General features: G+C 30.5%; 23 protein-coding genes and 3 pseudogenes. 17 read left to right on the forward strand and 9 right to left on the reverse strand.

The features are described from left to right. Nucleotides 1-93 precede the first annotated feature (93 nt). From JJC05_RS09550 to JJC05_RS09585, 7 genes and pseudogenes are all read right to left on the reverse strand, one after another. Nucleotides 94-399, reverse strand: a complete 306-nt coding sequence (locus tag JJC05_RS09550) for a T9SS type A sorting domain-containing protein (protein WP_235877304.1) — start codon at nucleotides 397-399, stop codon at nucleotides 94-96. Between the two features lie 194 nt (nucleotides 400-593). Then, a complete protein-coding gene (locus JJC05_RS09555) occupies nucleotides 594-1,058 on the reverse strand; it encodes a hypothetical protein (RefSeq protein ID WP_235877305.1) in 465 nt (154 codons plus the stop codon). A gap of 367 nt (nucleotides 1,059-1,425) precedes the next feature. Next, the gene (locus JJC05_RS09560; RefSeq protein WP_088392613.1) at nucleotides 1,426-1,767 is read right to left on the reverse strand and encodes a T9SS type A sorting domain-containing protein; all 342 of its coding nucleotides are present in this window, start codon (nucleotides 1,765-1,767) and stop codon (nucleotides 1,426-1,428) included. 94 nt (nucleotides 1,768-1,861) lie between these two features. Beyond that, nucleotides 1,862-3,027 (reverse strand): annotated as a pseudogene (locus JJC05_RS09565) (beta-helix domain-containing protein). Nucleotides 3,028-3,063: 36 nt separating this feature from the next. After that, nucleotides 3,064-3,282 carry a hypothetical protein gene (locus JJC05_RS09575; protein WP_235877308.1) on the reverse strand — a complete coding sequence of 73 codons (219 nt, stop codon included), beginning with the start codon at nucleotides 3,280-3,282 and terminating at the stop codon, nucleotides 3,064-3,066. A 122-nt stretch (nucleotides 3,283-3,404) separates the two neighbouring features. Further along, nucleotides 3,405-4,652, reverse strand: coding sequence for a TonB-dependent receptor plug domain-containing protein (locus JJC05_RS09580; protein WP_235877309.1), 1,248 nt, complete (start codon nucleotides 4,650-4,652; stop codon nucleotides 3,405-3,407). 416 nt (nucleotides 4,653-5,068) lie between these two features. Continuing rightward, the gene (locus tag JJC05_RS09585) at nucleotides 5,069-5,740 is read right to left on the reverse strand and encodes a carboxypeptidase-like regulatory domain-containing protein (RefSeq protein WP_235877310.1); all 672 of its coding nucleotides are present in this window, start codon (nucleotides 5,738-5,740) and stop codon (nucleotides 5,069-5,071) included. A gap of 179 nt (nucleotides 5,741-5,919) precedes the next feature. Between JJC05_RS09585 and JJC05_RS09590 the strand changes: the two genes are divergently transcribed. From JJC05_RS09590 to JJC05_RS09600, 3 genes and pseudogenes are all read left to right on the forward strand, one after another. Beyond that, a complete protein-coding gene (locus tag JJC05_RS09590; RefSeq protein ID WP_235877311.1) occupies nucleotides 5,920-6,603 on the forward strand; it encodes a response regulator transcription factor in 684 nt (227 codons plus the stop codon). Then, nucleotides 6,603-7,659 (forward strand): annotated as a pseudogene (locus JJC05_RS09595) (sensor histidine kinase). The gene JJC05_RS09590 and the pseudogene JJC05_RS09595 overlap by 1 nt, the downstream one beginning before the upstream one ends. Before the next feature lie 132 nt (nucleotides 7,660-7,791). Further along, complete coding sequence (locus JJC05_RS09600; protein ID WP_088392602.1) at nucleotides 7,792-8,109, forward strand: toxin-antitoxin system YwqK family antitoxin; 318 nt, start codon at nucleotides 7,792-7,794, stop codon at nucleotides 8,107-8,109. 92 nt (nucleotides 8,110-8,201) lie between these two features. Here the strand turns inward: JJC05_RS09600 and JJC05_RS09605 are convergent, their stop codons facing one another. Continuing rightward, nucleotides 8,202-9,269 (reverse strand): glycosyltransferase, encoded by a 1,068-nt coding sequence (locus JJC05_RS09605; RefSeq protein ID WP_235877312.1) that lies wholly within the window; start codon nucleotides 9,267-9,269, stop codon nucleotides 8,202-8,204. Nucleotides 9,270-9,354: 85 nt separating this feature from the next. Here JJC05_RS09605 and trmB point away from each other — a divergent pair, with 85 nt between their 5' ends. From trmB to JJC05_RS09640, 7 genes and pseudogenes are all read left to right on the forward strand, one after another. Then, nucleotides 9,355-10,029 carry a tRNA (guanosine(46)-N7)-methyltransferase TrmB gene (trmB, locus tag JJC05_RS09610; protein ID WP_088392598.1) on the forward strand — a complete coding sequence of 225 codons (675 nt, stop codon included), beginning with the start codon at nucleotides 9,355-9,357 and terminating at the stop codon, nucleotides 10,027-10,029. A 220-nt stretch (nucleotides 10,030-10,249) separates the two neighbouring features. After that, nucleotides 10,250-10,981 (forward strand): hypothetical protein, encoded by a 732-nt coding sequence (locus JJC05_RS09615; protein ID WP_105195576.1) that lies wholly within the window; start codon nucleotides 10,250-10,252, stop codon nucleotides 10,979-10,981. 344 nt (nucleotides 10,982-11,325) lie between these two features. Further along, nucleotides 11,326-11,877: a lysine transporter LysE gene (locus JJC05_RS09620; protein WP_235877313.1), complete on the forward strand. Its 552-nt coding sequence runs from the start codon at nucleotides 11,326-11,328 to the stop codon at nucleotides 11,875-11,877. Beyond that, nucleotides 11,871-12,212 (forward strand): MGMT family protein, encoded by a 342-nt coding sequence (locus JJC05_RS09625; protein ID WP_088392592.1) that lies wholly within the window; start codon nucleotides 11,871-11,873, stop codon nucleotides 12,210-12,212. The genes JJC05_RS09620 and JJC05_RS09625 overlap by 7 nt, the downstream gene beginning before the upstream one ends. A 168-nt stretch (nucleotides 12,213-12,380) precedes the next feature. Further along, nucleotides 12,381-13,507: pseudogene (locus tag JJC05_RS09630) on the forward strand (Mrp/NBP35 family ATP-binding protein). Nucleotides 13,508-13,559: 52 nt separating this feature from the next. Next, nucleotides 13,560-13,802, forward strand: a complete 243-nt coding sequence (locus tag JJC05_RS09635) for a NifU family protein (RefSeq protein WP_088392588.1) — start codon at nucleotides 13,560-13,562, stop codon at nucleotides 13,800-13,802. 104 nt (nucleotides 13,803-13,906) lie between these two features. Further along, a complete protein-coding gene (locus tag JJC05_RS09640) occupies nucleotides 13,907-14,965 on the forward strand; it encodes an NAD(P)/FAD-dependent oxidoreductase (RefSeq protein WP_105195578.1) in 1,059 nt (352 codons plus the stop codon). 223 nt (nucleotides 14,966-15,188) lie between these two features. Here JJC05_RS09640 and JJC05_RS09645 read toward each other — a convergent pair whose 3' ends face one another. Then, nucleotides 15,189-16,055 (reverse strand): DMT family transporter, encoded by an 867-nt coding sequence (locus JJC05_RS09645; RefSeq protein WP_105195579.1) that lies wholly within the window; start codon nucleotides 16,053-16,055, stop codon nucleotides 15,189-15,191. 94 nt (nucleotides 16,056-16,149) lie between these two features. Here JJC05_RS09645 and JJC05_RS09650 point away from each other — a divergent pair, with 94 nt between their 5' ends. From JJC05_RS09650 to JJC05_RS09680, 7 genes are all read left to right on the forward strand, one after another. Next, nucleotides 16,150-16,485: a heavy-metal-associated domain-containing protein gene (locus tag JJC05_RS09650; protein ID WP_088391244.1), complete on the forward strand. Its 336-nt coding sequence runs from the start codon at nucleotides 16,150-16,152 to the stop codon at nucleotides 16,483-16,485. A gap of 159 nt (nucleotides 16,486-16,644) precedes the next feature. Then, entirely contained in the window at nucleotides 16,645-17,304 is a 660-nt protein-coding gene (locus JJC05_RS09655) for a DUF8729 domain-containing protein (protein ID WP_235877314.1), read from the forward strand. Nucleotides 17,305-17,362: 58 nt separating this feature from the next. Continuing rightward, nucleotides 17,363-18,322: a S8 family serine peptidase gene (locus JJC05_RS09660; RefSeq protein WP_235877315.1), complete on the forward strand. Its 960-nt coding sequence runs from the start codon at nucleotides 17,363-17,365 to the stop codon at nucleotides 18,320-18,322. Beyond that, the gene (locus JJC05_RS09665) at nucleotides 18,307-18,486 is read left to right on the forward strand and encodes a hypothetical protein (protein ID WP_235877316.1); all 180 of its coding nucleotides are present in this window, start codon (nucleotides 18,307-18,309) and stop codon (nucleotides 18,484-18,486) included. The genes JJC05_RS09660 and JJC05_RS09665 overlap by 16 nt, the downstream gene beginning before the upstream one ends. After that, entirely contained in the window at nucleotides 18,440-20,143 is a 1,704-nt protein-coding gene (locus tag JJC05_RS09670; protein WP_235877317.1) for a hypothetical protein, read from the forward strand. Before JJC05_RS09665 ends, JJC05_RS09670 begins: the two co-directional genes overlap by 47 nt. Next, a complete protein-coding gene (locus JJC05_RS19135) occupies nucleotides 20,134-21,189 on the forward strand; it encodes a CUB domain-containing protein (RefSeq protein WP_508625130.1) in 1,056 nt (351 codons plus the stop codon). Before JJC05_RS09670 ends, JJC05_RS19135 begins: the two co-directional genes overlap by 10 nt. A gap of 367 nt (nucleotides 21,190-21,556) precedes the next feature. Further along, the gene (locus JJC05_RS09680) at nucleotides 21,557-22,990 is read left to right on the forward strand and encodes a LamG domain-containing protein (RefSeq protein ID WP_258929695.1); all 1,434 of its coding nucleotides are present in this window, start codon (nucleotides 21,557-21,559) and stop codon (nucleotides 22,988-22,990) included. Nucleotides 22,991-23,088 lie beyond the last annotated feature (98 nt).

Below are 23,088 nucleotides of genomic sequence, written 5' to 3' on the forward strand. Positions count from 1 at the left end.
GTTAATAGTTTTGTTTTTGTTTACAAAAGTACAAAAAATCCTCTTTGGATGTTCATCGAAAGAGGATAGGCTTTGTTTTTGTTTTATTTGTGATTATTCAATTACAATTTTTCGGGTAGCTACCTTACCTTCTTCTGTTACTTTAGCGATATAAACACCTTTGGCTAAAGACGTAATATCAACGATTTGATTGGTTGTTTTGGTGGATAAAGCTATTTTGCCCAATAAGTTGTACAGTTCTATTTGCTTTTCAGAAAAGCTATTGGATGTTATGTTTAGAACCGAATGGGTTGGGTTGGGATATACCTGTAAGCCAGAAATTGCGTCTAATTTTTCATTAGATAAAAATTGTGGATCGGTAGATTTTGCTTGAATGCTAAAATCATCTAAACCTATCATGGCATCATTTCCTACGTCGTTTGTGTCAGACCATCTAATCCAGAGTGAGCCTCCGTTGGCTGACCAACCATTGCCTGTTAATCCGAAAGTGTAAGTAAAATTACTATTATTTCCAAGTGCATTACCGTCTATATTGGCAACTGTAGGAGGACTTGTGTTTGTGGTTGCGTTTTGTTCGACTAGGTCACAGTTGGTTACTGTAGTCCGGTACCTGTTGATAATGAGGTGGCATCATAGCTATAAGCAAAGGCTATTTTTTCAACTACAGTACTGGTGGCTAATCTCCATTGTTCGGATTTTCCACTAATTTCTATTTGGGTAATATTTTGCGTTAGATTGTTGATAAGGTTTAAGCCAATTCCGGGAATTGTGCCTGATGAGGCTAATACTGCTAAGGATCTTTCGTTGCTTGAGTTAGTACCAGTAGCATAAACACCTCCACTATTTGCGGATCCATCATTATTTGTTAATGTTAGGGCTGTAGTTGATGTACCTGAAAGTCTTGCTATGAACCAATTTGGAGGTAAAGAAGGAGGTGTTGTTCCGTTAGTCATGGTATTAAAATCCTGAGTATACGGTGTGTTTAATGCTGAAATTGAGACTTGACAAAAGCCTAATTCTGCTAGTAATAATGTTCCTAATACGTAAATTTTTTTCATTTGTTGTTGTTGTTGTTTGTAATTTGGTTTAGAAAACTGTTGGTATAAATTTAATTAAAAAATAAATTAAATTTATTTTTTTGTCTTTTTTTAATTATTTTTAAATTTAAATAATGTTTTTCTGTTTTATTTGTAAGAATAATCTATATTTTATAAGAGGATTAATGGATTTTCTACTTAATAAGAAATGCCAAATAGGGAATAATAATAGATTTTGTAGATGACTTTGAAAGAAGCTATCTTTTATTACGCTATAATAATTTATAGGTAGATCTATTCACGAAGAATGAGGGTGTTTTTTTTAATGAATTAGTCTTACTAAATCTTATAGCGATTGGGTTAAAAAGGATAGATTGTTTTTAATAGACTATTTTACAATAAGTTTTCTAGTTATTCTTTGATCTCCTTCTTTTATTTTTATAATGTAAACGCCCTCGTTTAAATTAGATATGTTTAGTTCTTTACTGTTTAGTAATGTTTGGAGTACTAATTTTCCGAGTACATCGTAAACTTCAATTTCTTTTGATGAAGCGGATCTAGACGTAATGTAAATTCTACCTGTATTGGAAGGGTTTGGATATATCGTAAGATTATCCAGAGGTTGTTCTTGAAATTTTCCATTATAGGAAGAATCTTTGCTTTCTTGAGCCTGTAAAGCTAAAGCAGATAAAGCGGAAATAAAAATACTGTATAAGTAGTTTTTCTTCATTCAATATTACTTTCTACAAAGTTAGTGATTTTTTTTTTAGATAAAAAAAAAGCCTCAAAATAGAAGCTTTTATGTAGTTAAATAAGGCTAAAAATTAAAAAGCATATTTTGTCCAGTTAAAGGCTGTTTTATCAGCACCTATATTTGTTTCATTTTTGTTTAAAATACCTGTTCCATTTATTTCCTTACCGGGAGCTGTCGTTAAATCTTTAATATTAACATTAATATTGGAGTTAGGATTGCCAGCTCCTTTTTTATCATTCATATTAAGTAAAGTTACGACATAACCTGTTCCTTTTACAAGAGCATTAGCTATATTAGATTTTGCGCTACGACGAATCATAAAGACATCCATCATTTGTTTTGTGATATCATTGGCAGTTACAAGATCAATTTTAAGATCAATGGTTAGATTTTTTATATTATTGTCGGATTGTAAGCCACAAGTAGGCGCATTACCATCTAGATTGCCATCCCCTTCCAAACCTCTTGGATCAGCTTCTGTGCTTGTAAAACCTTTTTCCCAGATGCCGTAAGCATTATCTAAAGTACCTCTCCATCCTTGTGTATAGTCAAACATATCGTCATCTGTATTAACACACAAGATGTTTTTTATATCCACAGTTCCTCCAAAAAATTCGACACCGTCATCAGCACAGTTTTTTACAAATACGTTTTCAATAATGGTACCATTTCCAACGCCGTTTAGGGTTAAGCCATTATGTTCAATATTGGCAGATGATTTAGCGCCTGTATTGTTTAGTATTAAATAACGAATTATACCAGAGTTATCGGTGTCATCATTACCACCATAGGTGTAAGCGGAGTTGATTTCGGTTGAGCCTGTAGGGGTTGCATCGGATAATTTTGCTTTACCATTAATGATTAGTCCTCCCCAGTAGCCAGATTCTGTTGTTTCTATATCTGCTTGCATAATGACAGGTTTTTCAGCTGTACCATTTACATTTATTTTGCCTCCTTGTAGAACTAAAATGTAATTGCTAAATCCTTTTTTGATTTAATGATAGTACCGGCAGGTATGTTTAGAGTTCCTCCATTGTCTATAATTAAAGATCCATTTAAATAATATGTTTTAGAAGCAGTAAGTGTTGTATTATTTGTTATAGTCCCAGATAAATTTTCTGTTCCGATAGGTGTAGTACTATTAGCAATAGCTTCGTCATCCATTGTTTTTGTGCATGATGTTATCGTTCCCGAAATTATTAGTAATGCAAATAGGCTTAAAATTGATTGATTCATTTTGATTAGTTGTTTTTAATTAGTAATTATATTGTTTTAAAAATCATAAGTTAGCCCTAGACTGAAATTGATTCCTTTTTGAAATGACTTGAGTACAACGTTTTCACCTCCATTAATTCCTTTTCGGCTTAATGAATAGGTAGGATCCAGTAAGTTTCTAGTTTTTATTTTGATAGCAAGATGTTTATTGATTTTAGAGGTAGAAATAAAATCTAACCCAAGAACCCCTTTTTCTATGATGTCTTCGTAAGTCAAAGTACCAATGGTATAAATACGATCGCTGAAATAGTTTAATACAAGTGTGTTGGTAAAGCTTTTCTCTTCTTTTGAAAAAGTACTCGATAAATCAAAATTGACTAAGAATGGAGAAGAACCTTCTAATTGTGTTTCTTTTTAGGTGTGTTTAATACATCTAATGTTAATTTTGAATAGATATAAGAAGCGTTAAAACCTAATGCTAATTTAGTATCATAATGATGTAATTCTGTTTCAAGAATGTTTTTTCTTACTTCTATTTCTGCTCCTAGTACTTTAGCTACGTTTGAGATGTTTTTGTATGTTAGATAACCTCCTGAGCCTCCTTCTTCTACACGAGCTATGGGGTTTTGGATGTGCTTGTAAAAACCAGTTAAAGTAAAGAGTTCTGATTTACTGATATAAAAATCCCATTTAGCATCTAAATTGTAATTTTCTGAATATTTTAGATCCTTGTTTCCTTGACTATTGAAATTTACATCTATGTAAATATATGGTGAAATTTCTTTAGCTTGAGGAAGTGTATAAGTTTTGCTACTTGCTAAACGAAATGAATTTTTTTCGGAAGCATCCCATTTTAAACTAGCATTAGGGAGTACAAAGGTGTTTTTAATCGTTGATTTCCCAGTAGTACCTCCTTCGTTAACATTGTATTGTACTGCTAGATTTACATAATCTATACTGGCTCCCATATTTACGGTTAATTTAGGAGTAATTAAGTAGGTTAAATCAGCATATCCAGAATGTATATTTTTTTGAGCACTGTACTGATCTCTATTAGTGTCAAAAGTTAATTTTCCATCTATAAAGTTTTGTTTGCCATAAACAATGTCTAGATTAACATTTTCGTCATATAACCCTGATATGGCTCTAAAATTGTATAAGGTGGCTGAAAATTTATCGTCAACTTGTCTGCCGTTATAACCCAACTTTAAGACAGAACTTTTATCATCTGTATCTTTTGAATTTAATCTGTGTGAAATTTCTAATTTTGTATTTAAATCAGTCTCATCTAAATTCAAAAAAGTTCTGGTTTGTCTGCCATCTCCACCTGTAAAAACGAAATCTGTTTCAGTTCTTTGTGTTAAGTTGTTTACTTTTCTATCGGGTTCTTTTCCAGAAGTAATATTATATGATAGACCAGCATTAAAGTTTGTGTTTTTACCTAATTGAAATTGAGTTAATAGCTGATTTACAATTAATAAGTTATCATTGTTTTGTTGTCTAATCATTAATCCTTTATCATCAATTCCTCCTTGAAATTTATCATTATCTACTCCATAAAATTTAGAATAGTATTGATTGTTATTATGAATAATCATACCATTATAATCAAAACGATATTTGTTTAATTTTAATGATAAATTCAATAACCCTAATTGATTAATACTACGACTAAATTTGTCTCCTACTTGATCTCTAAATATAACTCCTGTAGTAGTTGTGTTTTTTAAAAACTGTTTGGTGTAATTGAAATCAGTTGAATGTGATCCTACAAGAAATGCCGTAAAACTATTTTCTCCAAATCTGATTTTTTTTCCAACTGTTAGGCCAAATGAATGATTGTAGGGTGATTGATTTGTGATAGGAGTTAACTTGTTTGGAAAATTATATTTTTGATTTGTTAAGCCTGGATTAATTGTATTGGAAATACCCCAGTAATCTACGCCAGTTTGTTGTTTAAAATCAGTACCTAATACTCTTGTATTACTACCTGTTGAAAGATCTAGAGAGAAAACAGATGAAGTGTTTAGTTCTTTTGATGAAATATCTATATTAGCACCCCCTACATCGCTGATTTTACTAGAATTAAATACTTTGTTGACAGAAATGTTTTTAATAATATCGGTGCCAAAAAGTCTAAGGAAATGTTTTTATATTCGGGATCTTCTGATGGAATAGGAAAACCATTTAATGAGGTTGAATTATAACGATCTCCTAAACCTCTTACGAAAACATTTTTTACACCTTCTTGTTTAGAAATTCCCGAAATTTTAGTAATAGCGGCTTGGGCATCACTAATTCCTTTTCGACTCATTTCCTGAGCACCAATTACCTGTTTCATTTCTACAGCGTTCTTTTGCTCCAATAATAATGCTGTTTCCTTTTCGCGACTTACAGTGGCTTTTACTACTACATCTTCCATTGTTACACTGCCAGAACCAAGAGTTTCATTTATTTCTTTTGTTTCTCCTGCATGAATCGTAATTTTAACTTCTTTAGTTTCATAACCTAAGAAGCTAAATACCAAGATGTGGATTCCTGACGGAACGCTTAATTTATATTTACCTTGTAAGTCAGTAGTAGTTCCTGTAGCACTACCTTTTAAAACAATATTAGCAAATGGTAATGCTTCATTGTTTAGATCTTTATCTGATATTGTTCCAGTAATAGTTGCTTTTTGAGCGAATGTTATCATCGTAAAAAAAAGAAACAATAAGGAAAATTTAAATTTCATTTTGTTGTGTGTTTAATTTCGATGCAAAGTAATTTTGTCTGTGTAAAAAGAAGTTATTGAGACATTATAAATAAGTTTAGTAAAGGTTATCTAATCGTTAATATATTAAATTTATGTAAGGTTAAGTTTTTATTTCGAATAATAGCTAATTTTACATTCGAACAAACACAAACAAAGTAATGAAAAAGAAGGACATTAGAATTCTTTTAGTAGACGACGAAATAGATATTTTAGAAATTGTAGGCTACAATCTTTCTCAAGAGGGGTACCAAATTTTCACAGCCGAAAATGGAAAAAAAGCAATAGAAAAAGCAAAAAAACATTTGCCTCATTTGATATTAATGGATGTTATGATGCCTGAAATGGATGGAATGGAGGCTTGTGAAATTATTCGTAATACGCCAGAATTACAAAATACTATTATTGCCTTTTTGACGGCTAGGAGTGAGGATTATTCACAAGTTGCAGGCTTTGATGCAGGAGCTGATGATTATATAGCCAAGCCGATTAAACCCAAAGTATTAGTTAGTAAGGTGAAAGCTTTGTTAAGAAGATTTAAAGAAATAGAAATACCTGCTGAAAAACTCGATTTAGGAGGTATTGAAATCAATCGCGAAGAATATAAAATATACAAAGATAAAAAGGAAATTATACTACCAAGAAAAGAATTTGAACTCTTTTATTTATTAGCATCTAAACCGAGTAAAGTGTTTAAAAGAGAAGAAATTCTAGATAAAGTTTGGGGCAATGAAGTGGTCGTTGGAGGAAGAACTATAGATGTTCATATTAGAAAATTACGTGAAAAGATTGGAGAAGATTTGTTTAAAACAATCAAAGGTGTTGGATATAAGTTTGAATACTAATGGGATTAAGGCTTAAGAAATCATACAAATTTGCTTTTCGATCTTCAATATATATTACCCTGTTTTCTACAGGATTGGTGTTTGTGCTAACCTATCTGTTTTTTTCAATCAATTGGTTATTCATAATTGCTTTTGCTTTTTTAACGATGTCTTTCTCATTTTTTGTATTACAATATCGAGTAGAAAAATTTATTTATAAAAGAGTAAAAAAAATTTATGACGAAATTTCCTTTTTAGATGCAGTAGATTTTAAAAATCAAGCCATAACTACTGATATGGCTACACTAACTAAACAAGTTAAAAAATTTGCAACGGATAAAAAATTAGAAATTGAAATGCTAAAAGATCGAGAAGAATACAGAAGAGAATTTCTAGGAAATGTTTCACATGAACTAAAAACCCCTCTTTTATACAGTTCAAGGCTATATTTCAACTCTATTGGATGGCGCACATAAAGATAAAATACTTCGAAAAAAATATTTAGAACGAGCAGAAAAAGGTGTTGAGCGTTTGGTTTATATCGTTAATGATCTAGATATGATTGCAAAACTAGAATTAGGCGATGAAATACTAAATATTGAATCATTTGATATCGTATCATTAGCTCAAGACGTAATGGATTTATTAGAAATTAAAGCCAATACAAAAGAAATTACCTTAAGTTTTGATGAAAAATATGTTAAACCTATTCAAGTAGCGGCCGATAAGCAAAAAATTCAACAAGTTTTGATTAATTTAGTCGTAAACTCTATTAAATACGGAAAAGAAAAAGGATCAACTGAAATTTGTATAGATGAGCTAGAAAATAACAAGGTTTTGATACGTGTTATGGACAATGGCGAAGGTATTGAACGAAAATATATTCCTAGGTTGTTTGAACGCTTTTTTAGAGTAGATAAAAGTGGATCTCGTATGGAAGGAGGTTCTGGTTTGGGATTGTCTATTGTAAAGCATATTATAGAAGCTCATCATCAAAAAATATATGTAAAAAGTACTTTCAAAAAAGGTTCCGAATTTTTATTTACATTGCAAAGTGCTGATAAAATAAATTTATGAATTAAGCCTTCGGGCTTTTTTTTTATCCTTAATGTTATTAAATTGTAAATAAAATGTTTTTTAATTGTTAAATATATAGGTTTTTTTTAATTTTGATAAAGACTATTTGTAGAACCTTTAAAACTTTAAATTATGAAAAACCTTGTATTAATTGTTACTTTCTTATTTACAGTAACCAGTTTTGCTCAGTTAATAGAACCTAAATATGAGATTCAAAATGATTTAATAAAAACCACTTACTATTATGACAATGGTAAAATAAGACAAGAAGGTTTTTATAAAGAGGGTAAAGTTCACGGAAAATGGATTTCCTATACTAGAGAAGGAAATGAGTCCGCTATAGGACAATACGAATTAGGAAAAAAAGTAGGTACTTGGATTTTTAAAGAGAACGGAACTATTGCTCAAGTAAATTATAATGATAATCAATTAATTAGCTTTAAAAAATGATAATTGTTTAAAAAAATAGATCAATATATTTTACCTATTATGTGTCAATATCTTACCTTAAAAGAAGACAAATAGAGTCTGTTCAAGAATCACTATTTGTCTTCTAAATCAAATATTCCAAAGTATTTTTCCCAGTTAATTTTATTATTAAATTGAATAAAGCCCTTAAAATCAACTATTTTTTCTAGTTTTTGAAGGCTAAATTCATCTTGTACGCAATATGGAATTATTTGTTCAAGACTTAGTTTATGTGCTAAATATTCCTGTTCGTATTGACCGAGAGTAGGAATGAAAAAAGCTTTTTTACCTAGATAGGCTAAATCCATAACAGTTGTATAACCAGAACGGCAAATAATGTATTGACTACTGTTAAAAGCTACTTCTAGTTGTTGCGTATTCATAAAATTATAAAAAGTAAAAATACCTTCTGTATTAATTTTTTGTTGTTTATCAACTTTTCCTTTTATAAATAAAATAGAACCATTATAGTTCTGTAGTTCTCTAATTAATTTTTCTTCCAACAAACTTCTTTGTGGTTCCGGTCCTGATAATATAACCATAAGATCATACCGAATATTTAATAGTTGTTTTTTAAAACGACTGATAGGACCCAAATACAAAACATTTGGCAAAGGCTTTTTAAGATGACCTAAAAGACCTGTTAAGTTTTGATTTCCCGAAAAATCAGGAACCCAGCAAGCATCATATTGTTTAATCACTTGTTGATGCAACCAAGATGTAATCCATGTAGTATTACCTGTTAAAACATTTAGTTGATGAGTAATAAAAATACTCGGTTTCTTTTTTGAATAAATACCCAGCCGATTATCCGAAATAATACCTTGTATATTATAGACCTTAATAATTTTTTTTGTAGCCATTCGTTCCAAAAAATAAGCTCTTAAAATTTTATGACTAAATAGGAACAATTTCCATTTAAAATATTTACCCTTTTTTGGATATTTTATTTTATAAGAAGGAAGTGTAATAAAAGTCAAAGAAGGAAATTCAAATTTTAATAATTCAAGAGCTTCTCCATCAGAGGCTATAATAGGATTTATGCCTTGTGTTAAAAGAGCCTTTATGATAGGGATACAGCGTGTAGCATGACCTAAGCCCCAATTAAGAGGAGCAACCAATATGTTTTTACTTGTTTTCAAATGTTATATTTATAAAATTAAGGTAACAATAAAACACTTTATTATACGACATATTTATTTAATTTTGTCAAAACTTTAAGAAATTGTGGGAAGTAAAAATAAATTAAAACGTTTTAAAGAAAACGAAACTTTTGATAATGTAATTCAACCTACTCGTGATGAGGTAGTTAATGGGGCTTTTCCTTACAAAGGAAAATGGCGTTCAACATTTTTCAAAAATGATAATCCTATTATTGTAGAATTAGGATGTGGTAAAGGCGAGTATACAATAGGTTTAGCATCAAGAAATCCTAATATAAATTATATAGGAATAGACGTAAAAGGAGCCCGTTTTTGGAGAGGTGCTAAAACCGCTGTAGAAAACGATATGAATAATACAGCCTTTGTTCGTACTCAAATAGAGTTAATAGAAGATATTTTTGATGCACACGAGATAGATGAAATTTGGATTACATTTCCTGATCCTCAAATTAAATACAAGCGAACAAAGCACCGCATGACCAATAGTGAGTTCTTGAAAATGTATAAGAGAATTTTAAAACCAGAAGGAATTGTAAATCTAAAAACAGATAGTGAATTTATGCACGGATATACTTTAGGATTACTACATGGCGAAGGACACGAAGTACTATATGCTAATCACAACGTATACAAAAATGAAGGCGCTCCAAGTGAAGTTTTAGAAATACAAACCTTTTACGAACAACAATATTTAGAAATTAATAAAGCAATTACCTATATCCGTTTTAGAATTAAATAATAAGTAAGAGATAAAACGATTTTTCTGAAATAAAGGCAGTCGATTGCCCTTTTTTGAATAATTTTTTTAGAAGAATTACTACAAAATTCTGATCTCTTATTAAGTATAGATCACGTAATTTTGAAATCTCAACAAAAACAATCATTAGTGTTAATTTAAAATTTCAATTCAAGAGATGCTGAAAGAAAATTAACCTAAAAAACAATTAAAAATGAAGAAAATGAAAAAGGTATTATTTTTACTAACTGTTTTTATAATATCAAGCTGTTCAACCAGTATTTCTACCAAATTAACAAATAAAAGCTATCAAAAATTAAATGACAATAGTCAAGTAATAGTGTTAAAAGGAGAAGATATTTTACCAAATAATTCAGAATTTATTGGAGATGTCAAAATTGGGGATACTGGATTTACCACTGACTGTGGATATGACAAAGTCATTACAGATGCCAAAAATGCAGCCAAAAATGCAGGCGGAAATATGATACAATTAATTGAAGTAAAAAAACCAAATGTTTTAGTAAGTAGCTGTTATAGAATTAAAGCCAAGATATATAGAAATTTTGATTCGGAATTTCTCGCAAAAATAAAAGGAATAGAAGAGAAGAATAATAAATCCAGACTACCAGAAAATAGTGATTACGCCCTGATTCATTTTTATAGACCAAGTCTTGGAGTAGGAGCATTATTAGGTTACAGTATCAAAAACGCAAATGATTCTATAATTGGTAGATTAAGAAATGGACAAAAATTTGTTTATAAAACCGAAAATTTTGGAGACCAAAGCTTTTATGCAGCTTTAGAAACGAAAGAAGAAATAAAAATCAATATCGAAAAAGGAAAAGAATATTTTGTTAAATGTAGCATTAATTTAGGTCTTATTATGGGTAGACCTAAAATGATATTAGTTGACAACCATGTTGGAATCAGTGAATTTGATGAAATAGAATAAACTATTGCCCGTAACCATTTTATAAAATGATTAGTTTTTGAAACTAAAATTTGTCTAGATTTTGGAATTAACAGTATCGAAAAATTGAAACTTTTTGAAGCAACGACATGTTTAAACAAATCAATAAAACTATTTTAATTTATAAAAAAATATCCTTTTGATTTATAAGAAACTTATTTAAAAGAAAAATAAAATACCTAATCATTATTTTCGATCAGAAAATCAATAGATTTTATCCTGAACGAGTTCAACTAAACTAAATAATATAAAATGTCTATTCTTTTAGCCTTTTTTTTAGCCACTTTTTTTTCAAGTATGGGAGTTTTACCACCGGCATGCTTAATATGCGTGTAGCTGCTATTAGTATTAAAAAATCTATAAAAAGGGCTAAAGAATTTATATTAGGCGTGTCTATTATAGTAGTAGTACAAAGCTTTTTAGGATTTTATTTTGCTACCTTTTTTCAAGACCATCCAAAGTTAACAAAAAACTTAAAATTAGTAGGAATAATTATATTTATTGCACTTACTATATTTTTTCTAGGAAAAGGAATACAAAACGTAATTCAAGCAAGTAAATTAGAAACAAGCGATACAAAAAGTAAATTTTCTCCTTTTTATCAAGGAATTACATTATCCATATTAAATGTTTTTCCTATCCCTTATTACGCATTTTTAAGTCTGTACTTTTCTGCATTTATTCCTGATTTTTTTACCCCTCTTGTAGGTATAGCCTATGTTTCAGGTGTTACATTAGGAAGTGCTTTAGTGTATGTTTTATACGCCTTCCTTTTTAAAAAATGGGAAAATAAAATTTCATTTTTTATAAAAAATGTTAATTTTATTATAGCCACAGTTACTGGAATAATAGCTCTTTTTACATTATACAAATGGTAGTAGCCAAAACATTTGATCAAAATTTTTTTGAACGAGTTTACGAAATAGTAAGACAAATTCCTTATGGAAAAGTAACATCATATGGCGCTATAGCAAGAGCTCTTGGTACTGCCAGATCCGCTAGAATGGTAGGTTGGGCAATGAATGCTTGCCATGATATGAATGATGTTCCAGCGCATCGAGTAGTCAATAGAAACGGAGTGTTAACAGGCAAACATCATTTTGAAGGATCTAGTTTAATGCAACAATTATTAGAAAATGAGGGAATAAAAGTAATGAATAATCAAATTATAGACTTTAAAAAACATTTTTGGGAACCCTCAATAAAGTCATAATAAACACCAAAATTATTCAAAATTACAAGTTTATTGTTTTCATTTATTACAACATAAAAACTTTTAAACCTCTAAAGTTTTAAACTCCTAAACTTCTCATTATCTTTGCAATCTAAAATCAGTTTAAATAAAGATAAAGTACTTAGTAGACTGTTAATAGTTATTAAAATGAAACTAGATAGAAAAGAAATATTAAAAGCATTAGAAAGTATATCCATCGCAGGTGAAGGAAAAAATATGGTTGAAAGTGGTGCTGTTACAAATGTATTAACTTTTGGAGACGAAGTTATTGTAGACGTTACTTTAGCAACTCCCGCCATGCACATAAAAAAAAGAACAGAAGACGATATTCGTAGGTTAATTCATCAAACATTTTCCCCTGAAATTACAGTAAAAGTAAATGTCAAAGTAGAAGTGCCAGAAAAAAATGAAATAAAAGGAAAAACCATTCCTGGAATATCCAATATTATTGCCGTTGCTTCAGGTAAAGGAGGAGTCGGTAAGTCAACAGTTACAGCAAATTTAGCTGTTACTTTAGGTAAAATGGGCTTTAAAGTGGGGGTTTTAGATGCCGATGTATACGGACCATCTATGCCTATCATGTTTGATGTTGAAAATGAAAAACCAATATCAGTAGAAATAGAAGGAAAATCTAAAATGAAACCAATAGAAAGCTATGAAATAAAATTACTCTCTATTGGATTTTTTACAGCACCTAGTCAAGCCGTAATCTGGAGAGGTCCCATGGCAGCAAAAGCATTAAACCAAATGATTTTTGATGCAGCTTGGGGAGAGTTAGACTTTTTACTAATAGATTTACCTCCCGGAACAGGAGATATTCATCTATCAATCATGCAATCCTTACCAATTACAGGAGCCGTAGTGGTAAGTACTCCACAAGCGGTTGCATTAGCAGATGCTAAAAAGGAGTATCCATGTTTTTATCAGAAAGCATTCATGTACCCGTACTAGGAATTATTGAAAATATGGCATACTTTACACCAGAAGAATTACCAAACAATAAATATTATATTTTTGGAAAAGAAGGAGCTAAAAATCTAGCCGAGGATTTACAAGTACCGTTTCTTGGAGAAGTACCAATTGTACAAAGCATTCGAGAAGCAGGTGACTATGGTAGACCAGTAGCTTTACAAACAGCTTCCCCTTTAGAAAAAATATTTGAAGAAATTGCCCGAAATGTAGTAGCAGAAACAGTTAAGAGAAACGAAGACCTTCCTCCTACAGAAGCTATTAAAATAACAACAATGGCTGGATGTTCAGCCACTAAAAAATAGTCACAGTAAACCAATTTTATGGTCTTAAACCATACAAAACAATTGAAAAAAGATGACAAATAAAGAATTAGAACAAAACGTTATAAAAGCTTTAGATGAAATACGTCCTTTTCTTAAATCAGATGGAGGAGATATAACGCTAATTAGCATTGAAGACGAAAAATTAGTTAAAGTTCGATTAGAAGGAGCTTGTACAAATTGTAATTTAAGCATCAGTACACTAAAAGCAGGAGTAGAAACAACAATAAAAAAATATGCTCCACAAATTGAAAGTGTCATTAACGTTAATCAATAAAAAGAACCATAAATAAAGACCTTTTTATTGATAAATATCATGAGTTACATCAGATATTTGATAGAACTTTAAAGTCTTAATTTTCGTTTTAAAATTTAAAAGAAATGATAGAAACAGATATACTTATTATAGGTGCAGGCCCCACAGGACTTTTTACCGTTTTTGAAGCAGGATTGCTAAAGTTAAAATGCCATTTAATAGATGGTTTGCCTCAACCAGGAGGACAACTTACCGAACTATATCCCAAAAAACCTATTTTTGATATTCCTGGTTTTCCCTCTGTAAACGCGGGTGATTTAGTAGATAACCTGATGGAACAAATCAAGCAATTTCAACCTGGTTTTACCTTAAATGAAGTAGCTGAAAAAATCCAAAAATTAGAAGACGGAACCTTTATAGTAACCACTAATAAAGGAACAGAGCATCATGCTAAAGCAGTAGCTATTGCAGGAGGACTAGGGATTTTTGAACCAAGAAAACCAGCCTTAAAAGATTTAGAATTTTACGAGCAAGAAGACAGAGGAATTGAATATTTTGTAAAAGATCCTGAAAAATTCCGCAATAAAAAAATTGTAATTTCTGGAGGAGGAGATTCCGCTCTTGATTGGACTATCTTCCTATCAAATGTAGCATCAGAAGTAACATTAGTACACCGTCGTAACGAATTTAGAGGGGCTTTAGATTCAGTTGAAAAAGTACAAGAACTAAAACAAAAAGGAAAAATAAAATTGATTACAGAAGCAGAAGTTTGTGGCTTTAAAGGCTCTGAACGAATCGAGTCTGTAGACATTCAAGTAGGTACAGCTAGAATGAATGTAATTTGTGATTACTTTATCCCTCTTTTTGGATTAACGCCTAAATTAGGGCCGATTGCTAATTGGGGCCTTGAAATTGAAAAAAATGCAATAAAAGTAAATAACGCATTAGACTATCAAACCAATATAGAGGGTATTTATGCTATAGGAGATGTAAATATATATCCGGGTAAACTAAAATTAATACTGTGTGGTTTTCATGAGGCAACCCTCATGTGTCAGAGTGTTTATAACAAGTTAAATCCTGGTAAAAAATACGTCTTAAAATATACCACAGTTTCAGGTATTGATGGATTTGATGGATCCAGAAAAGAAGCCGAAAAAGCTGTTGTAAAAGCAATCCAATAAAAAATAATCCCAGATTCCGCATTAGACTTCGTTGTGAAACAAATTTTTTCAATAAATTCAAGTGCTCACGGAAAATTTTAGAAGAAGAAATAGTGAACTATTTTGATGATTAAAATTGGAGTACGTGCTTGAATTGGAAGAAAAATAAAGTGGAATAGATTTACTTCGTCTATTCGCTACGCTCGGGTCTAATGCGGAATCTGGGTTTAATTTAGAATACCTTTTATTTTTTATTAGCCAAGTATACCCCACTTAGTATAATTCCAGCACTAATCAGTTGCATGAAATTGATATTTTCACCATCTAATATTCCCCAACTTAACGCTACAATAGGAATAAAATATGTAACTGATGAAGCAAATAAAGGAGAAGATATTTGTATGAGTTGATAATATAAGATATTGGCAATACCCGTTCCTATCATACCTAACAATAATATGAAAAGAGTTGATTTTATAGTTTCAGGTTGTGTGATAATTTCTCCATACCCATTATAGAATAAAATGAAAAGAGCAGGAATTAACATGATCGTAAAATTCCCTGTAGAAATACTGAGAGGACTAACATCAGGTAAATACTTCTTGATTAAATTTACATTCAAAGCATAACAAATAGTAGCAATAACAACTAATAAAGCATGAAAATAATGAGTTTCACCATTGGTTTCTTTTCCAAAATACACTAAAAATAAGCACCCCATAAGTCCCCATAATATCCCTGTAATCTGATTTCTCACAAAACTTAAGCCAAAAGCCAAAACACCTATTAATAAAGTGTAAAGAGGAGTTAAAGAATTAAGTACACCACTTACGCCACTTTTCATTCCAGTTTGTGCGTATGCAAAAAGAAATACGGGTAAACCATTTCCAAATAAAGAAGTTAAGGCTACGTATTTCCATTTGTAAGAAGGAATCTTTAAAAGAGATTTGAAACCAATAAATATTAAAAAAATAAAAGCAAAAACAAGACGTAAAGCACCTAATTGAAAAGGATTCAGCCCAACCAGTCCTCTTTTTATTAAAATAAACGAACTACCCCAAATTAAAGATAGTAAAAATAAAAGAAGCCATTTGTTGTTTTTGTTCAGCATAATGAAAAATTTAAAAGCCAAAAATCTACTAAAATTTTTAATTACACTATCAAATATGTATATTTTTGTTACAGATAATTTAAAAATAGAAATTATGAATAAACTATTTTGTATGATAGCTACTACAGTTATCCTTATTGGCTGTAAAGAAGAAAACAAAGCAACATATTCAAATTCGGAATCAAATGTTCAAAAAGAATTAGCCAAAATAGAAAAAACAACATTAAAAATAAAAGGAATGACTTGTGCTATTGGATGTGCTAAGACTATTGAAAATAAATTAAACGAATTAGACGGTATTCAGAAAGCTAAAGTTGATTTTAACACAAAATTGGCTACAATTGAATATGATAAAACCATACATACAAAAGAATCATTAGCTAGGTTTATAGAAAGTGTTGCTGATGGAAAAACCTATAAGGTTGAGTAAAATAATATAGGAATAGTCTAATAAAAGGAAAAAAAGCAATCTAATTTTGGATTGCTTTTTTTTATTCTTTTGGGTTTATTTTTATGTAATTTATTTGTTTTTTATCTTGTAATTTTTTATTTTATTATTTTTTGGTAGATTTGCGAAAAAAATAATAAAATGAGAAGAAAATTACTAAGCTTTAGTTTCTTTGCATTTTCATTTTTTAGTTTTGCCCAAGATGGAAATTTTATAACTATCAACGGTAATAGAATAAATTCGACTGATGATTTCAGGAAATTAAAGTCAGCTTATTCAAAAGAAAAAATGATTTCTGCAAGAAAAAAAAGTACAGAAGATCCCGTTTTGATCGTACAATTTAAAAAACCTTTGAGTAAAAATGAGCAAAAAAGTTTATCTCAAAAAGGAATTAATTTATTAAGCTATTTTTCGGATAACGCTTACTATGCTAGATTAACACCTGGTTTTTATGAGAAGAATGTTAACAATTCTGATATTAAAACAATTTTTGTGCTCAAACCAGAACACAAAATCGCATCGGAAATTGTTGAAAATGATATTCCTACTTATGCTAAGGAAGGAGAATTACTAGATTTAGTAATTACGTATCATAAAGATGGTACTAAAAAACGTTTAGATGAAGATTTTCGTAATATAGGGTTGAAAAATTTCAGAATAAATGAAGATTTTAATCAAGTTTTTTGTAAGCTATCAAAACAAAAAATTTTAGAATTAGTAGAATTAGGAATTATTCAAAATGTTGAATTAGCTCCAGCACCAGCAGTTTTAGAAAATAATCCGAGGAAGAACCTCTCATAAGGTAAATGTATTATCATCTAATTTAAACGGGTTAGGATACGGATTAACAGGTAATGGTGTGAAAATTGGTATTTGGGATGGTAATGTTGAGCCCCATAAAGATGCAACCAATAGACTCTTTACCAGAGAATATGAGTCGGCAAGTACACATGGTAGTCACGTTTTTGGAACTATGGCAGGAGCGGGAATCATAGATCCTCTTGCAAAAGGAATGGCTCCTAAAGCGACCGTATACGCTTGGAATTTTAACGTTCAATCGAATGGATTAAAAGTCTATGAAGAACGATTGTTATCCGCTAATAATGATGGAATTGAATTGACGCAAAATTCTTACGGTGTTAATCTTGATAAAGGATACAGTACCACTAGATATGATGTTTCTGATAGAGGAGATGATGAGGTAATGGTTAGAAAAAATTATTTGTTAACCATGTATTCAAATGGAAATGCACAATCAGCAAATCTTGCTGCTGGAGGGTTTTATACTTCTACTAAAAATTCTAAAAATGCGCTACACGTGGCAGCAAATGATCCTAATGAAAGTATAAGTAATTATAGTAGTTTTGGTCCTACAGCAGATGGGCGTTTAGTTCCTCAAATTTCAGGTATAGGTTCAGATGTGTATTCTATGAGTTATAATAATTCATACGAAGTAATGAGTGGTACTTCTATGGCAACCCCGGGAGTTACCGGTACTGTAGCATTATTGTATGAACGTTACAAAAATAAGTTCGGACAAAGACCTTTAGGATCTTTAATGAAAGCCATTGTGTGTAACACAGCCGATGAGTTAGGGAATGTCGGACCAGATTATAAATATGGATATGGTAAAATAAATGGATTACGTGCAGTCCAAGCAATTGATGAAAATAGATTTTATACAGCATCTATTGCAAATGGAGTAGATAATCAAAAAGTGATTACTGTTCCAACAGGTACAAAGCAATTAAAAGTTATGTTATGTTATACTGACTTGCCGAGTGTACGAGTACAAATTCTATTTTGGTTAATAATTTAGACCTAAAAGTATTACGTAATGGGCAAATTTATTTACCTTGGGTGTTAAATCCTTCTATGCCTAATAATCCAGCAACTAAAGGAATTGATGATTTAAATAATATAGAGCAGGTTACAATTGATAATCCTGAACCGGGGGGATTATACTATCATAATCAATGGTAAAAATATTCCACTAGATTCACAAGAATTTTCAGTAGCGTATGATTATATAAGACCAGAATTTAAATTAACATATCCTATCGGAAATGAAAAATTAATCCCGGGAACAAAAGAATTTATTCGTTGGGATTATGTAGGAGAGGCAAAACCTTTTGTTTTAGAATATTCAAATGATGGTGGGAATAACTATAAACAAATAGCTGAATTGCCTACGGAAGCGAGAACTTATCTTTGGACAGTACCCAATGAAGTTGGAACTAATTTTAAAATAAGAATTTTAAGCGGAGGAAAAGTAGTGTCTTCTAAACAAGTATTTACGTTAATGCCTAGGCCAGAAAATTTTAAATCAGAAACAGTAACAAATTGTGGTACTACAGATTTTAAATTGACTTGGGATGTCATTCCTAATGCGAAATATGAAATTTTAAAATTAAGTGCTAATGGCGAAGATTTTGAAGTTATAGCAGAAACGCCTACAAATGAATATGCTATAAATACTACAAATAAAGATGTTTATACAGTAAGAGCAATCAGTTTAACAACTAATGCTGTTTCTGAAAGAGCAATTGCAATAATATTAAATCCTTTAAACTCAAAAGAATTAACAGCTGTTAGTTTACCATATAAAGAAGATTTCGAAACATTAAGTCCTTCCAATATTACCTTAACAAGTAATCCAACAGGTAAAGCGGATATTACTTATGCAACGCCAAAAGGTAGAAATGGAATTGTATTTTCAAGTAATGGAGTAGCAGGAGCAACACCATGGGTTGCGTCTTCTGTATTAGGATTTGGTGATACATCAACTACAAATGCTTTTAAAGACAATCCAACGTATATCAAAAAAGCTACATTTTGTGAATTTGATGCTACGGCTCTTGCAGGAAAAAAAATACGCTTAAAATATGATGTGCGTTATGAAAATCCTAATTTCTCCTCAAATAAAATTTTCTTAAGAGTTCTTGTTAATGGAACAGAATTAGTAAGTGATCAAGGATATAAATTTATTACAGGAATGGCAGGTTCAGGATCGCCTATTTATGATCTAAGCGCTTATGCTGGTGGTAAGATAAACCTTGTTTTTGAAACAGCTATGGATGATAGTGATGTTAATACTACATCTAAAAAAACAAGTACACTTAGTTTAGACAATATAATGCTTTATGAAGCAACAGATGATCTAGGAATTAGTTTTGCTAATACTAGTATTTCAACACTTTCAAGTACTTCAACAGCTGTAAAGGTTTCTGTTAGTTTGCTTAATTATAGTGCTAATGAAATTTCGAATATACCAGTATCTTATACAATAAATGGAGGAGCACCTATTAATGAAGTTATAGCAGGACCTATTGCCCCTATGGGACGTTTTAGCTATGATTTTACAACAACTCAAAATATGAGTGCATTAGGAAAATATGCTATAGTAGTAAAAGCTAACATGGTTGGTGATACTAATCCAGCAAATAACACCTATAGTTTTAACCGTACTAATAATGGTTCAGATATAGCAATCAGCTCTTCTAAACTTGTACATACTGGGTGTGATATAAGTTTTACAGACGATGGAGGACGTTTTGATGACTATAAAAGTATACCAGTCCCAGCAGCTGCAAAAAAGCTACTTTTAAACCCGCTATTGCTGGTAAAAAAATTAAAGTAGATTTTACAAGTTTTAATTTAGAAGATCGTTATGATTTTCTAAAAATATACAATGGACCAGATGAAAAATCACCATTAATTGCATCTTATACAGGAAATACGATACCTGCTTCTATAACTTCTTCCGCTACTAATGGAGAATTAACATTTGAATTTGTACCTGATGATGCAGTAGCAGAAAGTGGTTGGGTAGCTAATATTACCTGTGTTGATTATGTACCTTTTGTAGATGCTGGAATTACATCTATTATAAAACCCGAAATACTAGGTAAAAAATCAGCAAACACCACCATAACAATTGCAGTTAAAAACTATTCATCTGATACTAGAAACAATTTACCTGTATTTTATCAGATTAATGGAGGACCAAAAGTTGAAGAAGTTATAGCCTCTATTAACGGTTTCGAAGAAAAAGAATATACGTTTACTACTCCGGTAGATTTAAGCACTAATCCTGATGAAAAATTTGCTTATGTAATTAATGCAGGTATCAATGAAGTGGATACTAATTTAACTAATAATAAGAAAGAGAAAAAAGTATACAATAGATATAGTTTACCACAAAACGTTAATACAGACGGATATGCAATTACGAACCTAAATTGGAGTACTTTCTCTAATGCAAGTGGAGTAACAGGATATTCAGATTTTAAAAATTTATCTATTCCTGTATTCAAAACAAAGACTTATTATCCTAATGTGACTATTTCTAAAGCAGATTTACCTTTAACTAGATCATTAACGTTAAGTACAGGCGTATTTACAATTATGGTTATAGATCTAAATAATGATGGTAATTTTAGTGATGAATATTATGCAGGTAAATATTGGGTAAATACAGAAGCAAACGAAGCTAGTTTGGCATCTACAAGAACTACCCACTATTTTAAAAATGTTGAAAAAAATACAGTAGGAGTTGCTATTCCTTCTGATGTGCCAACAGGAAATCATGCCGTTCGTTTTATACACATGTTTAGAGATAAAGCAGAATCTTTTAATGTAGTGTTAGGGGCCAACAAAAGACGGGTTAACAACTTCAAGAAATGATTTTGAAATTGAAGAATACACCTTAAATGTCCAAGAACTTCCAACAGCAGACGTTGAACTAGTTGAAATTCTTGATTTACGTCCAAGACTTAATAATACAAGCGTTGTAACCGTTAAATTAAGAAATAATTCATCCGTTGCTTTAAAAAACTTTGATATTGCTTATAAAATAAATAACGGTGCAGAAGTTAAACAAACAATAACAGCAGATGTTAATCCTGCTAGTGAAGCTATTGTTTCATTCACAACAGAAGCTGATTTAAGAGCTATTCAAGAATATACAATAGAAGCCTATACTCAATTAGTAGGTGATCAAAATATTAGTAATGATAAGAAAGTCTTAACAATTAAGCACGTAGCACAAAATATACCAAACAAAGTAGCTAATTTTGATGGTAATGATGATGTGTTAATTACTAAAACAAATCCGTTGTTTGAATTAGGGAATGGATTTACTTTCGAAACTTGGATTAATCAAAAAACACCAGCTCCTAGTTTTGGTAGGTTCTTTGATAAAGGAAGTATTGTCGCATTTATCAATAACAATGCAGGACATTCACTTTATAAAGAAAATAGTTTAATTATAAGCGTAACAAAAGATTCTGGATCATTTGCTTTAAATACTGAAACAAATACGATTAAGTTAAATGAATGGATGCATATTGCAGTAACAGCAAGTAAAACCAATCAGTATAAGGTATATATCAACGGAGTGGAGGTTCCTGCCAGATTAGTTTCTGGAACAGTTGGAGCACCAAAAGCTAATAATACCTCTCCTTTACTGATCGGTAATAATTTAGCTCTAACAAGAGGATTTAATGGTAACATTGACGAAGTCAGAGTTTGGAATACTGAAAGATCAGCAGCAGATATTATAAATAATCAAAACACTAAGTTTGTAGGAAATGAAGCAGGCTTATTGTGCTATCTTCCAATAGCCGAAACAGAAGAAGTTTTTACTTATGATAAATCAGCTTTAGATAATACCGCTATAGCTATTAATACAGGAACAAACTTTTTTGAGACACCTAAATTATTACGCAATTTTAATTTAGTGGGACAATTAAAAAATGTTTACAACGAAGCAGATAAGTCCTTTACTTTCCATGTATCTGATACATTTGATTTAACTAAAGCAGTTTTTGATTTTACGACTAACATGTTTTCTAACGCATTGATAAATAATGTTGTACAAGTTTCAGGAGTAACTGAAAATAACGTTGCGACAGAGTTTGTACTAACAATTCAAGGAACAGGATTAAACGCTGAATTATCTGAAAACTACAGGATAAAAATTAATAAAGGTTTAAATACAGAATCAAAATTAATTAGCTACAAGTTTCTAACTACAGATAACAATGATTTAGGTCAAAACTTAGAAACTGCTATTAACGGAGTAAATGTAGTCGGAAGAGCAGGAAATGTAAATCTATCGAATTTAATTGCAACTTTTGAAACGTCTCCAAAAGCCACTGTTTTTGTAGATGGAGTAAAACAATTAAACAATAAAACAGTTGCATTAAGCTATGAAGGACAATCAGTTATTGTTTGTGTGGTGGCAGAAAATACATTGTCAAAAACTTACTATGAAATAAATATAGAAAGAACTCTTTCTAATGATAGTTTTGAAAATGAAATAATGGCTGTATATCCAAATCCAGTAACTGAAGGAGAAATGATATCCTTAAGTAAAGAAGGCGAAGTAGTATTATATGACTTAATTGGAAAAAAAGTTATAGAATCTAAAGAAAAAATTAATAAAATTAATTCATCAGGTTTAAAACCGGTACTTATTTGTTAGAAGTAACTACTGATGCCAAAAATAAAATACGCAAAAAAATTGTTATTAAATAACATGTGTTAGTTTTTATAAAAAGACCGCTTTTAAGCGGTCTTTTT

Source organism: Flavobacterium davisii, assembly GCF_019565505.1.
Lineage (GTDB): Bacteria > Bacteroidota > Bacteroidia > Flavobacteriales > Flavobacteriaceae > Flavobacterium > Flavobacterium davisii.